The organism is Mesorhizobium sp. M1182 (assembly GCF_040318335.1).
GTDB lineage: Bacteria > Pseudomonadota > Alphaproteobacteria > Rhizobiales > Rhizobiaceae > Mesorhizobium.
On sequence record NZ_JAMYMD010000015.1, the window covers coordinates 19,607 to 32,588 of the forward strand.

Below are 12,982 nucleotides of genomic sequence, written 5' to 3' on the forward strand. Positions count from 1 at the left end.
ATTGAAAGCAAAGTCTTAGGACTTCGTTTGCGCTGTTGCTTCAAGGTAGCCTGCTGAAGCAGGAGCAAAAGCATGCAGATCGATTTGTCCCCGACGAGCTGGGGCAGGGTCGTGGCCGTTACCGTCGCGGGCACGGCGGTCTGCATTGCAGCCGCGTTCTTCGTCGATTCCTTCAATTTCCCGTATTTGTCGCCGGAAGCGCTGTGGCGGGCGCAGCTCACAGACCTGCTGCTGCCGCTTGTCCTGGCCAGCTCGTTCTTCTTCTTCCTCATGTGGAAAATGCGCCAGCTGGCGATCGCGCAGAAGGTACTGGCCGTCGTCGCGGCGACCGACAGCCTGACGGCGGTATTCAACCGGGGTGCGTTTTCCATGCTCGTCGAGGCCTATCTCGAACAGGCCCGCAGCCATTCCGTCGTCAATGCCGGAGCCTTGCTGATCGTCGATGCCGACCATTTCAAATCCGTCAACGACCGCCTCGGCCACGACTGCGGAGACCAGGCGCTCAAGCTGATCGCCAGGACAATCCAGGGCCAGCTACGCGGCGCCGATATCGTCGGCCGGATCGGCGGCGAGGAATTTGCGGTTTTCCTTCCCGGCGCAGATCCTTCGCAGTCCTGGCTGGTGGCGGAGACAATTCGCCGGCGCGTCCGTGAGGCGGAGTTCTCGCCTGGCGGCCGGCCCTGTCCTCTCTCGGTCAGCATCGGCGGCGTCGCCTTCAGCGGGCCGACCACCTACGCCGAGATGTTCGTGGTGGCGGACAAGCACCTTTACAAGGCCAAATCGAACGGCCGCAATCAGGTCAGTTTCGAAACCGCGGCAGCGGGCGACCCGCCGGGCGGCGGCCCGATGACGGTCCATTGATGGTCGTTTCTGTCAGGCGGCGTAGCCGCCGAGGCCCCGGGCGACCGGCTTGACCGAGACCGCCGGCTGGGCGGCCGGCCAGAGGATGCCTGCCGTTACGGCAAAGGTGATCAGGGCGTCGCGTGCCGCTTCGGCCGAGATATCGCCGGCACGCGCCGCCTCGCAGGCCTTCACCGCGGCGCCATAGCTCAGCCGGCGGCGCGAAGGCGGGAACTCGGTCAGGAATTCGTGCATCTCGGAGAACGAAGCGATCGTACGCTTGTAGCCGGCTCCAACGGTTAGGGCGACCGGGGTGGAAAACGTCCTGTCGTGCATTCTGGCCTCTCGAATGGGCGGAGGTCACGGCGGACGCCGTTCTCCGGTCTGGGGGTCGGGCAGAAACGCGGATCACGGCGCGAGGTTCCATGTTGCCGGGATTGTTTTTTCGCCGGCTCCGGGAGCGGTCGCCGGGCGAGCAGCGCCGACGTCGAGGCGGGTGCCTATTTCCACATGCCGCGCATGCGGGCGCCGAGGTCGACACGCACCTGCGGCTGTCGGCGCGGATCGTCTCTGGCCTGGACGCTGGCCCATGCCACCTGCTCGAAGGCGCCGAGGATCGAGCGCGGGATGAAGCGCGTGCGCGAGGCATAGACATGGCGGTCGCCGCGCGCCGCCTGGCCATGGACGAAAAAGCGATGCGGCATGACCAGGTGCAGGCTGTCCTTGGCCCGCGTCATCGCCACGTAGAGCAGCCGCCGCTCCTCGTCGACATCCTCCTTGCTGCCGACGCCGAGATCGATCGGGATGCAGCCGTCGACGGTGTTGAGCACGAAGACGTTCTTCCACTCCTGGCCCTTGGCCGAATGGATCGTCGAAAGGATCAAATAATCCTCGTCGCGGTGTGGCGGGCCGGCCTCGTCGCTGGTCGCGTCCGGCGGATCGAGTGTCAGCTCGGTAAGGAAGCGCTCGCGCGACGCATAGCCGGAAGCGATCTGCTCGAGCTGCAGGAGATCGGCCCGGCGCGTCGTTGCATCCTCGTGGATGCGTTCCAGATGCGGCTCGTACCAGAGCCTGACCTGTTCGATGTCGGCCGGCCATTTTTGCGCGCCGGCGCGCAGGCCGCTATAGAGCGCGACAAAGCCCGGCCAGTCGTCGGCGGCACGCTGCGGCGGCCGATAGCGGGCAAGCCCCATCGTCTCGTCAAGCGAATTTGCCATGGTCTCGACGATCGCATTGGCGGCCGAAGGGCCGATGCCCGGCAGAAGTTGCAGCACGCGAAAGCCGGCGACGCGGTCGCGCGGGTTTTCGGCAAAGCGCAGCACGGCCAGCATATCCTTGACGTGGGCGGCATCGAGGAATTTCAGCCCGCCGAACTTGACGAAGGGGATGTTGCGGCGCGTCAGCTCGATCTCCAGCGGGCCGCTATGGTGCGAGGCGCGAAACAGCACCGCCTGTGCTTTGAGAACGGTGCCGGCCTCGCGTTCGGTGAGTATCGCCTGGCAGACATAGCTCGCCTGCTCGGTCTCGTCGCGCACGCTGACCAGCTTCGGCTTTTCCGCAGATTTGCGCTCGGTCCAGAGATTTTTGGTGAAACGTTCCGACGCTTCGCCGATTACCGCATTGGCCGCCGCCAGGATGGTCTCGGTCGAGCGGTAATTGCGCTCCAGCATGACGACTTCCGCCGGCTGCGCGAACTGCTTGGGAAAATCCAGGATATTGCGCACTTCCGCGGCGCGGAACGAATAGATCGACTGCGCGTCGTCGCCGACCACCGTCAGCCCCGATCCGTCGGGCTTGAGGGCCGTCAGGATCGAGGCCTGCAGCCGGTTGGTGTCCTGGTATTCATCGACCAGCACATGGTCGAAACGCGCACCCAGATGCGCGGCGATTTCCGGCTCGCCGGCCATCTGCGCCCAGTAGAGCAGCAGGTCGTCGTAATCGAGCACATTCTGCGCCTGCTTGGCCTCGACATATCGTGCGAATAATTGCTTCAGCTGTTCGGCCCAGCCGGCGCACCACGGGAACACCGAACCCAGCACCTCGCCGAGCGCCGCCTGTGCGTTGACGGCGCGCGAATAGATCGCAAGGCAGGTGCCCTTGGTCGGGAAGCGGGCTTCGGTCTTCGAAAACCCAAGCTCGTGGCGGGCGAGGTTCATCAGGTCGGCGGAATCCTCGCGATCGTGGATGGTGAAGGCCGGATCGAGACCGATCTCCAGCGCATAATCGCGCAGCAGCCTGGCGCCGATGCCGTGGAACGTGCCGGCCCAGCTCAGCGCATCGGTAATCACCGAGGCATCGCGCCCCAGCACCTCGCCGGCGATGCGCTCGACCCGCTTGGCCATTTCCGCCGCGGCACGGCGCGAAAATGTCATCAAAAGGATGCGGCGCGGGTCGGCACCCCTGACGATCAGATGCGCGACCCGGTGCGCCAGCGTGTTGGTCTTGCCGGAGCCGGCGCCGGCGATGACCAGCAACGGTCCGGCGATCTTGCCGTCGCCATGTTCGACGGCAAGCCGCTGCTCGGCGTTGAGCTTCGCCAGATAGGCCGGCTGGAAGGACGAATCACGGGCGGCGAGGTTCATCGCCCATCAAGCATCGTTTCTGCTTTGTTCGCAACGGTTTGCGGAGCCGGAATAGGGCTCGTGAACGAAGAAGCCTTGCGGGCAGGCGTGTCGACTAACGCTCGGGCTCGACGCCCATCCTTGCCGATTGCCGCCGCAGCGCCTCGCGATCGTCCTGTGGCGGCGGCAGCAGCAGCGGATCAAAATCGTCGGGCACCTCGTCGATCACTTTCTTGGCGACGCGATAGGCGACATAGACGATTGCCCCGGCGATGAGCAGACGGATCATGCCTTCCTCCATTGATTGTGCAGCAACCGGAGACGCGGCATTTTGTTCCCGGGCCCCCTGGCGAATGCAGGAACGACACCGGCCGCGCAACCAAATCGCCGACGCCTCGTTGTCGGGCGAGAGGAGACTGCGATGAAAAAGCGCTCAATCCTGCTGCTTATGGCAGCTCTGACTGTTGCGGGTTGCGACAACAACATCCAGCCGACCAAGGCCCCTGGCGACACGGTCGATCAGAACCCGCAGGTCGACAAGAATCCGGTGCCGAAGTCGACGACCGGCGGCGATCAGCCCGGCACGCCGCCGAAACAATGACCGCCTCAGATGGCGTCGGCTCCGGTCAAGGAAGGTGGCCGGCGCCGCTTGGGAGGAAGCTGATGGCGCCGGCCAGGCGGAGATCAGGCCCGCCGCACATCCAAGGATAGCCGAGTCTTTCCGCAGCGTCATGGTCGATAGCGTACAGACGGCACGCCCCTGTGGACAAACCTGCCGGCCACAGCAGCGTTTGTTCATCACATAGTTCGTTCTTCCCATGGAACAAACCAAGCTGCTGCGTGTTTGGATGTCGATCGGACGCTCCCAAGGCCGCCGTTCACGAAAGAACCCGCTCTCCTTGTCCCCCCTCAGGATAGCGGGTTCTTTTTGCGTTTTGCGGGAAGTCGCGGCGCGCGGGGTCGACATCACCAGCTCTGTCGGTTTTCGCGGCTTATGCGGCGAACCGGGGCTCAAGCCCTTGCGAAGCATGGTTGTCCCGTGCAAAAGCCCGGCCATGCTGATCATCAACGACCTTTCGCTCCGCATGGCCGGACGCCTGCTTCTCGACCATGCCTCACTGACCTTGCCGGCCGGTAGCAAGGCTGGCCTTGTCGGCCGCAACGGCACCGGCAAGACGACCCTGTTCAAGGCGATCACCGGCGACCTCGCCTCCGAGACCGGCTCGATCAGCCTGCCCAAGAACACGCGCATCGGCCAGGTGGCGCAGGAAGCGCCGGGCACCGAGGAGCCGCTGATCGAGATCGTGCTCAAGGCCGACCTCGAACGGAGTGCGCTGCTCGAAGAGGAAAAGACGGCGGCCGACCCGCACCGCATCGCCGACATCCACATGCGGCTGGCCGATATCGATGCGCACTCGGCCGAGTCACGCGCGGCCACCATTCTCGCCGGCCTCGGCTTCGACGATGCCGCGCAGCGGCGCCCGGCCTCGTCCTTCTCCGGTGGCTGGCGCATGCGCGTCGCGCTGGCCGCCGTGTTGTTTGCCGAGCCCGATCTGCTGCTGCTCGACGAGCCGACCAATTATCTCGACCTCGAAGGCACGCTGTGGCTGGAAAACTACGTGTCGAAATATCCGCACACCGTGCTGCTGATTTCGCACGATCGCGACCTGCTCAACCGCGCCGTCAATTCGATCGTCCATCTCGACCAGAAGAAGCTGACCTTCTGGCGCGGCGGCTACGACCAGTTCGAGCGCCAATACACCGAGCAGCGCGAATTGCAGGAGAAGGGCCGCGTCAAGCAGGAAGCCGCGCGCAAGCACATGGAATCCTTTGTCGAGCGCTTCCGCGCCAAGGCGTCGAAGGCGAGGCAGGCGCAGTCGCGCATCAAGGCGTTGGAGAAGATGAAGCCGATCGCCGCGATCGTGAACGACACGGTGCGGCCGTTCTCCTTTCCGGAGCCGGTGAAGTCGGTGGCCTCGCCGATCATTGCGCTGAACAACGTCAACGTCGGCTATGTCGAGGGCGAGCCGATCCTGAAGAAGATGACGCTGCGCATCGATGCCGACGATCGCATCGCGCTGCTCGGCGCCAACGGCAACGGCAAGTCGACTTTCGCCAAGCTTTTGGCCAGCCGGCTGAAGCCGGAGACCGGCAGCATGACGGTGGCACCCGGCCTCAAGGTAGCAATCTTCGCCCAGCACCAGCTCGACGACCTCAGGCCCGACGAAAACGCCTATGAGCATGTCCGCCGGCTGATGCCGGATGCGCCGGAATCCAAGGTGCGCGGCCGCGTCGCCCAGTTCGGCCTGACCACCGAAAAGATGAACACCGCCGCCAAGGATCTGTCCGGCGGCGAAAAGGCGCGGCTCCTGATGGGCCTGTCGGCCTTCGAGGGGCCGAACCTTTTCATCCTCGACGAGCCGACCAACCATCTTGATATCGACAGCCGTGAATCGCTGATCCATGCGCTGAACGATTTTCCCGGCGCGGTCATCCTGATCTCGCACGACCGCCATCTGCTCGAAGCGACCGCCGACCGGCTGTGGCTGGTCAAGGACGGCGCGGTTAATCCGTATGACGGCGATCTCGAGGATTACAAGACGCTGGTTACCGGCGTCTCCGGCGACCGCCGCGGCAAGCGCGAGGCGGACAAAGCCTCGAAGGCCGACCGCCGCCGCGACGCAGCCGCGCGCCGCGCCGCCTTCGAGCCGCTGGCCAAGGAAATCCGCGCCACCGAAGCGCTGATGGACCGCCTCCGCAAGCGCATCGACCTGATCGAGGACGAACTCGCCAACCCGGCCGTCTACGAAAAGGACCCGTCGACCGCGACAAGGCTGGCCAAGGAGCGCTCACAACTTGCGCAACAGCTGGCCGGCCATGAGGAAAAATGGCTGTCGATGTCGGCGGAGTACGAGGAAGGCACGGCGGAGTAGGGAGAGCGCAATCTCCCCCCTCGCGGGGGAGATGCCGCGCCTACGACGCGTTGCTCAAGCCTGTCGCGGTCATGGCCGGGTACGTTCCTGGATACCCACGTGGTTCGCCGTAGGGGGTGAATGAGATGCTTGAAGGTCGGGAGTGGCGCAAAAAAGATGGAGCGTCAGACGAAGCGATCGAGAAACTCAGGGACGTGGGGCCTTTGGTCCTGCCTGAAGGCTATGTTGCCCTTCTCTCTTTCAGCAACGGTGGTGAGGGCCCCCTGCCAGTCCAGCCGCTATGGCTTGCCTTGCACGCTGCGGAAGAGGTGATCGAAATAGAGCAACAGGGGACATTCAAGGAGTTCTTTCCGGGTTTTTTCGTTATCGGCAGCAACGGGGGCGGCGAGGCGATTGCGTTCGATCTACGCACAGTGGGGCTTTATCCGCTCGTTGCGTTTGACATGACAAATATCGATCTTGTCGAAAGCGTTTGGCCCATTGCGCCGGACTTTGATGCATTCTTGGACTTGATCGGCCTTTCCGACGAATAGCCCAGAGGGGGATGTAGGCCCGCCCATCTGGCCCTACACGTCGCCATATCAACCAGCTAGTTTGCTCCCATGAATCAGCACGCCAAGCTCAAAATCGGCCATTCGGCCTGTCCGCATGATTGCCCTTCGACCTGCGCGCTCGAGGTCGAGCTGCTCGACGCCAGGCGCATCGGCCGCGTCCATGGCGCCAAGGCCAACAGCTATACGGCCGGCGTCATCTGCGCCAAGGTCGCCCGTTACGCCGATCGCGTCCATCATCCCGACCGCCTGCTGAAGCCGCTGGTGCGGGCCGGCGCCAAGGGCGACGGCGCCTGGAAGGAAGCGAGCTGGGAGGTGGCGCTCGATCTGGTCGCTGAAAAATTCATCGCGGCGGAGGCAAAATACGGCTCGGAGACGGTCTGGCCCTATTACTATGCCGGCACGATGGGGCTGGTGCAGCGCGACGGCATAGAGCGGCTCAGGCACGCCAAAAAATATTCCGGCTTCTTCGGTTCGATCTGCACCAATCTGGCCTGGACCGGCTGGATGATGGGCGCCGGCGCGCTGCGCGGCCCCGACCCGCGCGAAATGGCGAAGTCCGACTGCGTGGTGATCTGGGGCACCAACGCCGTGGTCACGCAGGTCAACGTCATGACCCACGCCATCAAGGCGCGCAAGGAACGCGGCGCCAAGATCGTCGTCATCGACGTCTACGAAAATGCAACGATGAAGCAGGCCGATCTCGGCCTGGTGCTGAAGCCCGGCACTGACGGCGCGCTGGCCTGCGCGGTGATGCACGTGCTGTTCCGTGACGGCATGGCCGACCGCGCCTATCTGGAACAATACACCGACGATCCGCACGGTCTGGAAGCGCATCTCAGCACAAAGACGCCGCAATGGGCCGCTGATATCAGCGGGCTTTCTGTCGACGAAATCGAGGCCTTCGCCCGTCTCGTCGGCACGACGAAGAAGACCTACTTTCGCCTCGGCTACGGTTTTTCGCGGCAGCGCAACGGTTCGGTCAACATGCACGCCGCGGCCTCGATCGCCGCGGTTACCGGCTGCTGGCAATATGAGGGCGGCGGCGCCTTCCATTCCAATTCGGGCATCTTCAAGCTCAACCAGGAACTGCTCGAAGGCACACGGATGCGCGACCCCGCGATCCGTCATCTCGATCATTCGCGCATCGGCCCGGTGCTGACCGGGGCTGAGGATGCGCTCTATGGCGGCCCGCCGGTGACGGCGCTGCTGATCCAGAACACCAATCCGGTGAATGTCGCGCCGGAGCAGCGGCTGGTGAAGCAAGGTTTTCTGCGCGACGATCTGTTTTCCTGCGTGCACGAGCAGTTCATGACCGACACCGCCAAGCTCGCTGACGTGGTGCTGCCGGCGACGATGTTTCTCGAGCATGACGACGTCTACAAGGGCGGTGGCAACCAGCACATCACCCTCGGGCCGAAGCTGATCGATCCGCCGGAAGGTCCGCGCACCAACCATTTCGTCATCGAGGAGCTCGGCAAAAGGCTCGGTGTCGCCGATCGTCCTGGCTTCGGCATGACCGAGCAGCAGCATATCGACATCATCTTGGGCAAGCGCGGGCTGGGCAGCTTTTCGAGCCTGAAAGAGCAGAAATGGGTCGATTTGCAGCCGGATTTCGAGGCCGCACATTTCCTGGACGGCTTCGGCCATGCCGACAAGAAATTCCATTTCCGCGCCGACTGGACGGGCCAGGCCGCACCCAACCGGCCGCCGAAAAGCATGGGCCTGTTCGGACCGGTGGCGAGCCTGCCGGAATTCCCCGACCACGTCGACCTGATCGAGGTGGCTGATGAGAAGCATCCGTTCCGGCTGACCACCTCGCCGGCGCGCAATTTCCTCAATTCGACCTTTGCCGAAACGCCGGTATCGCAGGCAAAGGAGCGCCGGCCGGAGTTGCTCCTGCATCCCGATGATGCGGCGGCACTCGGCGTCGCCGACGGCGGCCGTGTCGAGGTCGGCAACCAGCGTGGCGAGGTGGTGCTGCACGCAAAGCTGTTCGACGGCATCAAGCGCGGCGTCGTCGTCGCCGAAGGCATTTGGCCGAACAGCGCCCATGAGCGCGGCGAGGGCATCAACGTGCTGACCGGCGCCGATGCGCCGGCGCCCTATGGCGGCGCCGCCTTCCACGACAACAAGGTCTGGCTGCGCCCGGCGGATTGAGCGTCGGAACGATATCTCCATCCGGCCGTTTTCGCGTGGCGGGTGGAGGCATTGTCATGGCAGAAGTGTTGCCGGCGCCGGATCCCATCGGAAGGACACTGTCGTCCGGCGAACTCGTAACCACGATGTCCCACTTTCATCGCGCCGAGATTGCGCGCATGGCTGGGTGGCGTGACCGCCTGGACCGGACGAGCAACTGGGCGATAACCGTTGTCGCAGCCATGCTGTCCGTTTCGCTTTCGACAGCCAGCGCTCACCATGGTGTGCTGCTGTTTGCCATGCTGCTTGTTCTGCTGCTGCTGTGGATAGAGGCCCGCCGATATCGCTTCTTCGACTTCTATCGGGCTCGCGTGCGCCAGTTCGAACGGCACTATTTCGCGCAGATATTCTCGCCGCAGCCGGACTTCGCGTCCGATTGGCTGTTGATCGTCGGCGAGAGCCTGCGCGCGCCGAAATTCCTGATTTCGCAACGCATGGCTTTGGCGCGCCGCCTGCGTCGCAATTACATCTACATGCTGCTGATCCTGCTGCTGGCCTGGATCCTCAAACTGTCGACCCCCAGTCTTCTGACCGAAGGTGTCCGCATCGGCTTCGTCGGGTCGATGCGTGAGGCGGTCGCCAGTGCTGCCTTGGGTCCAATTCCGGGCGCCGTCATCGTCGTGCTGGTCGCCGTCCTCTATGCGGGCCTGCTGGTGACAGCATTTCTGACAGAGAGCGACGACGGCGAACTCTCCTTCGGTGACGTCCACGTCTAGCAACGCAACGCCCTGTCTAGCAACGCAACGCCCTGTCGCGCGTTGTTGGACACGTGCATTGGGCGATGGGGGTTTCATGGCTTGGCAGGCTCCGACACGTTCCAGCCTGGCGCTGCTGGTTTGCGCTTTCGTCCCCGCGGGGGCGGCCTGGGCAGCGCAGACGCTCGTTGCCGGTACCCGGGCCTCCGGCATGGGTGGTTCGGGCGAAGGCGCTTTCGTCGCCGAGATCGTGCTTCTGCTGCTTGTCGGGCGCGGCTTGGGCGAAGTGCTGCAGCGTTATGGCCAGCCGGCAATCATGGGCCAACTGATCGGCGGCATCCTGCTCGGTCCTTCGCTGTTCGGCTGGCTGTGGCCGTCGGCCCAGCACCTGATCTTTCCCAGTGATCCTGCGCAAAAGGGCATGATCGACGCCGTCTCGCAGCTCGGCATCCTGATGCTGCTTTTGCTGACCGGCATGGAGACGGACCTGCGGCTGGTGCGCCGGGTTGGCGCGGCCTGTTTTTCCATTTCGGCTACCGGCGTCGTGGTGCCCTTCATCTTCGGTTTTGCGCTGGCGCAGTTCCTGCCGGACGCATTGCTGGCTGACCCCACGCAGCGCACCGTCGCCGGGCTGTTCCTGGGCACGGCGCTGTCGATCTCGTCGGTCAAGGTCGTCGCCATGGTGGTGCGCGAGATGAACTTCATGCGCCGCAACCTCGGACAGGTGATTATTTCCTCGGCGATCATCGAGGACACGATCGGCTGGCTGGTCATCGCCGTAACCTTCGGCATCGCCACCAATGGCAAGCTACAGTTCGCGCCGCTGGTGACCACCATCGCCGCGGTGGCACTGTTCATGGTGTTCTCCTTCACCATTGGCCGCCGTCTTGTCTTCACCTTGATCCGCTGGACCAACGATCAATTCCGCAGCGAGTTTGCGGTGATCACCATGATCCTCATCATCATGGGAGCGATGGCGCTGATCACTAATCTGATAGGCGTCCATACCGTGCTGGGGGCGTTCGTCGCCGGCATCCTGGTCGGGGAATCGCCCATCCTCTCCAGCCATATCGAAGGTCAGCTTCGCGGCGTCATCACCGCGCTGTTCATGCCGATCTTCTTCGGCATGGCGGGGCTTTCCGCCGATCTCACAGTGCTCGCCGATCCAACCCTTGCCATGCTGACGGGCGCTCTCGTGATCATCGCCAGCATCGGCAAGTTTGGCGGCGCGTTCATCGGCGCCAAGCTCGCCGCCATGTCGCTCAAGGAAGCAATCGCCGTCGGCAGTGCCATGAACGCACGCGGCTCGACCGAGGTGATCGTCGCCAGCATCGGCCTGTCGATGAACATCCTGTCGCACAATCTCTTCACCATGATCGTCACCATGGCCGTGATCACCACCTTGGCCATGCCGCCGATGCTGCGCTGGGCGCTCGGCCGGCTGCCGGTTGGGCACGACGAGCAGCAGCGTGTCGAGCGCGAGGCGTTGGACGAATACGGCTTCATTTCCAGGCTGGAGAGGCTGCTGGTGCTGGTCGACGACAGCAGGATCGGCAAGTTCACCGCATATCTCGCCGGACTGGTCGGCGGAGGCAGCGGCATGCCCACCACCTTGCTTCGCCTGCCCACCACCTTGCTTCAGCCGAAAGACGGCCGAGTTGACAGGCCGACCGACAGCAAGGGACAGGAGCGCGCCCTCCAGGAAATCAAAAAGGGTGCAAAAAAGAGCGCTCAGGCGGTGAAACGGATCGAAGATACGCTTGTCGACAAAGTCCATCTGACGGCCCGCACCGAATTGGATGCCACGGGTGAGACGATTGCCGAAGAGGCCCGCAAGGGATACGGCCTGTTGCTGGTCGGCCTGGACAATGTGCTGACCGCCGATGGCGCCTTCGCGCCGGCCCTCAACGACATTGCCGCAGGATTTGACGGCCCGCTTTGCCTGGTCCTGAACGGCGGCAATGCTGGCGAAAAGATGCCGACGCTGAGGGCCGGCACCAGCATTCTCGTCCCCGTCAACGGTACCCAGGTGGCGCGTCGCGCCGCCGACCTGGCGCTGGCGCTGGCGCGTCCAAACCGGGCGCGGATCAAGGTTCTCTACGTCTCGCAAAAGGCAGCCAAGGGCCGCAGGTCGACATCGGTGTCGCATAGCCGCGAAGAGGCCGTCCTGAAAGACATCGCTGATCTGGCGGGCCGCTACGGCCTGCATATCGACACAGCGTTCCATACCCGCGTCACACCCGACAAGGCGATCACCCGGGAGGCGGCCAAAGGAGCGGCGATCGTCGTGATGGGCGTCACCCAACGTCCGGGTGAGGACCTGTTCTTCGGTGAAACCGCCGGCGCTGTTTTAGCCGCCTGCAACTGCCCGGTCGTGCTTCTGGCCAGCGCGCGGCCCAAGCACGACGCCGCTGGCGCTGAGCTGGCAGCGTGAATTTCACCGCGCATTGATCGGTCGGCAGGAATGTCGATCGAGCCTCTGAAAGCGCTGATCAGCCAAGCGTAAAAGAACTCGAACCGAACGGCTCGGTTCCGTTAGCAGAGAGTACAGGAAAGGGTGAACGCCGGCTCAAAGAATGTTCGCGCGGCAAATCACCACTGACCGCATAACTAATTGAAAAGAAATCAGAAGATTGTGGCAGAAGGGACCTTATGCCGGATTTTCAAGCGGCCAATTTGGCGCACCCGTACAAAATTTTCGTGATTGGAAACGACAGGCTTGCCGACCCATCTCGGGGTGGTCCGAGCGACGCGAATTCCTCCCGAGGCACGCCACTTGACGGACAGACCAAAGAACTACCGGAGTACCTGAAATGACCAAGCTCGCTCTTGCCACCGCCGCCATCCTCGTTGCCACCGGCACTGCTTTTGCCGGCAGCGACCATTATGGCTCGGACAACGTCAACCAGCCGGCCGCTGCTGCTGCTGCCAACGTAGACAACACCTTCACCGGTTCGATCCGCAAGCCAGTTACTTCCGAGCATACCGGTGCCAAGATAACCTCCGAGTCGGTGGCGCCTGAATCCGGCCAAGGCATCTGGGGCCGCTGATTATTACGGCCCGCAACACAAAGAGCGGCGGGCTTGGCCCGCTACTCTTGCTTTCGCGTATCAACGGGCGTGTGCGCCGAATAGCATCCTGCGCCAATCGAATACTTTGATTTGCAGGTTTCATCTGTAGCCACAATCTCGGTTGCTGAAATC

General features: G+C 63.5%; 11 protein-coding genes. 8 read left to right on the forward strand and 3 right to left on the reverse strand.

Going from position 1 to position 12,982, the window contains the following annotated elements; translation table 11 throughout:
• Positions 1-72 precede the first annotated feature (72 nt).
• A complete protein-coding gene (locus tag NKH33_RS18705) occupies positions 73-861 on the forward strand; it encodes a GGDEF domain-containing protein (protein WP_352920955.1) in 789 nt (262 codons plus the stop codon).
• 12 nt (positions 862-873) lie between these two features.
• Here NKH33_RS18705 and NKH33_RS18710 read toward each other — a convergent pair whose 3' ends face one another.
• The 3 genes from NKH33_RS18710 to NKH33_RS18720 form a co-directional block, all read right to left on the reverse strand.
• The gene (locus tag NKH33_RS18710; protein ID WP_023677662.1) at positions 874-1,176 is read right to left on the reverse strand and encodes a DUF982 domain-containing protein; all 303 of its coding nucleotides are present in this window, start codon (positions 1,174-1,176) and stop codon (positions 874-876) included.
• Positions 1,177-1,340: 164 nt separating this feature from the next.
• Entirely contained in the window at positions 1,341-3,422 is a 2,082-nt protein-coding gene (locus tag NKH33_RS18715; protein ID WP_352920957.1) for an ATP-dependent helicase, read from the reverse strand.
• Positions 3,423-3,516: 94 nt separating this feature from the next.
• On the reverse strand, positions 3,517-3,690 hold the full coding sequence (locus tag NKH33_RS18720) for a hypothetical protein (protein ID WP_023677660.1): 174 nt from the start codon (positions 3,688-3,690) through the stop codon (positions 3,517-3,519).
• Positions 3,691-3,822: 132 nt separating this feature from the next.
• Here NKH33_RS18720 and NKH33_RS18725 point away from each other — a divergent pair, with 132 nt between their 5' ends.
• From NKH33_RS18725 to NKH33_RS18755, 7 genes are all read left to right on the forward strand, one after another.
• Positions 3,823-4,002 (forward strand): hypothetical protein, encoded by a 180-nt coding sequence (locus NKH33_RS18725; RefSeq protein ID WP_023677659.1) that lies wholly within the window; start codon positions 3,823-3,825, stop codon positions 4,000-4,002.
• 454 nt (positions 4,003-4,456) lie between these two features.
• A complete protein-coding gene (locus NKH33_RS18730) occupies positions 4,457-6,334 on the forward strand; it encodes an ABC-F family ATP-binding cassette domain-containing protein (RefSeq protein ID WP_352920959.1) in 1,878 nt (625 codons plus the stop codon).
• Positions 6,335-6,459: 125 nt separating this feature from the next.
• The gene (locus NKH33_RS18735; RefSeq protein WP_352817550.1) at positions 6,460-6,867 is read left to right on the forward strand and encodes an SMI1/KNR4 family protein; all 408 of its coding nucleotides are present in this window, start codon (positions 6,460-6,462) and stop codon (positions 6,865-6,867) included.
• A gap of 69 nt (positions 6,868-6,936) precedes the next feature.
• Entirely contained in the window at positions 6,937-9,045 is a 2,109-nt protein-coding gene (locus NKH33_RS18740; RefSeq protein WP_352920961.1) for a molybdopterin-containing oxidoreductase family protein, read from the forward strand.
• A gap of 56 nt (positions 9,046-9,101) precedes the next feature.
• Positions 9,102-9,800: a DUF2270 domain-containing protein gene (locus NKH33_RS18745; RefSeq protein WP_352472615.1), complete on the forward strand. Its 699-nt coding sequence runs from the start codon at positions 9,102-9,104 to the stop codon at positions 9,798-9,800.
• A gap of 190 nt (positions 9,801-9,990) precedes the next feature.
• Entirely contained in the window at positions 9,991-12,213 is a 2,223-nt protein-coding gene (locus NKH33_RS18750; protein ID WP_502899638.1) for a cation:proton antiporter domain-containing protein, read from the forward strand.
• Between the two features lie 379 nt (positions 12,214-12,592).
• Positions 12,593-12,829: a DUF680 domain-containing protein gene (locus NKH33_RS18755; RefSeq protein ID WP_352920963.1), complete on the forward strand. Its 237-nt coding sequence runs from the start codon at positions 12,593-12,595 to the stop codon at positions 12,827-12,829.
• The last annotated feature ends 153 nt before the right edge of the window (positions 12,830-12,982 follow it).

Coding starts and splice junctions, on each gene's coding strand:
- NKH33_RS18710 (WP_023677662.1), bottom strand. CDS start 1,176: ATGCACGACAGGACGTTTTCCACCCCGGTCGCCCTAACCGTTGGAGCC.
- NKH33_RS18725 (WP_023677659.1), top strand. CDS start 3,823: ATGAAAAAGCGCTCAATCCTGCTGCTTATGGCAGCTCTGACTGTTGCG.
- NKH33_RS18735 (WP_352817550.1), top strand. CDS start 6,460: ATGCTTGAAGGTCGGGAGTGGCGCAAAAAAGATGGAGCGTCAGACGAA.
- NKH33_RS18745 (WP_352472615.1), top strand. CDS start 9,102: ATGGCAGAAGTGTTGCCGGCGCCGGATCCCATCGGAAGGACACTGTCG.
- NKH33_RS18715 (WP_352920957.1), bottom strand. CDS start 3,422: ATGAACCTCGCCGCCCGTGATTCGTCCTTCCAGCCGGCCTATCTGGCG.
- NKH33_RS18750 (WP_502899638.1), top strand. CDS start 9,991: ATGGGTGGTTCGGGCGAAGGCGCTTTCGTCGCCGAGATCGTGCTTCTG.
- NKH33_RS18730 (WP_352920959.1), top strand. CDS start 4,457: ATGCTGATCATCAACGACCTTTCGCTCCGCATGGCCGGACGCCTGCTT.
- NKH33_RS18720 (WP_023677660.1), bottom strand. CDS start 3,690: ATGATCCGTCTGCTCATCGCCGGGGCAATCGTCTATGTCGCCTATCGC.
- NKH33_RS18755 (WP_352920963.1), top strand. CDS start 12,593: ATGACCAAGCTCGCTCTTGCCACCGCCGCCATCCTCGTTGCCACCGGC.
- NKH33_RS18705 (WP_352920955.1), top strand. CDS start 73: ATGCAGATCGATTTGTCCCCGACGAGCTGGGGCAGGGTCGTGGCCGTT.
- NKH33_RS18740 (WP_352920961.1), top strand. CDS start 6,937: ATGAATCAGCACGCCAAGCTCAAAATCGGCCATTCGGCCTGTCCGCAT.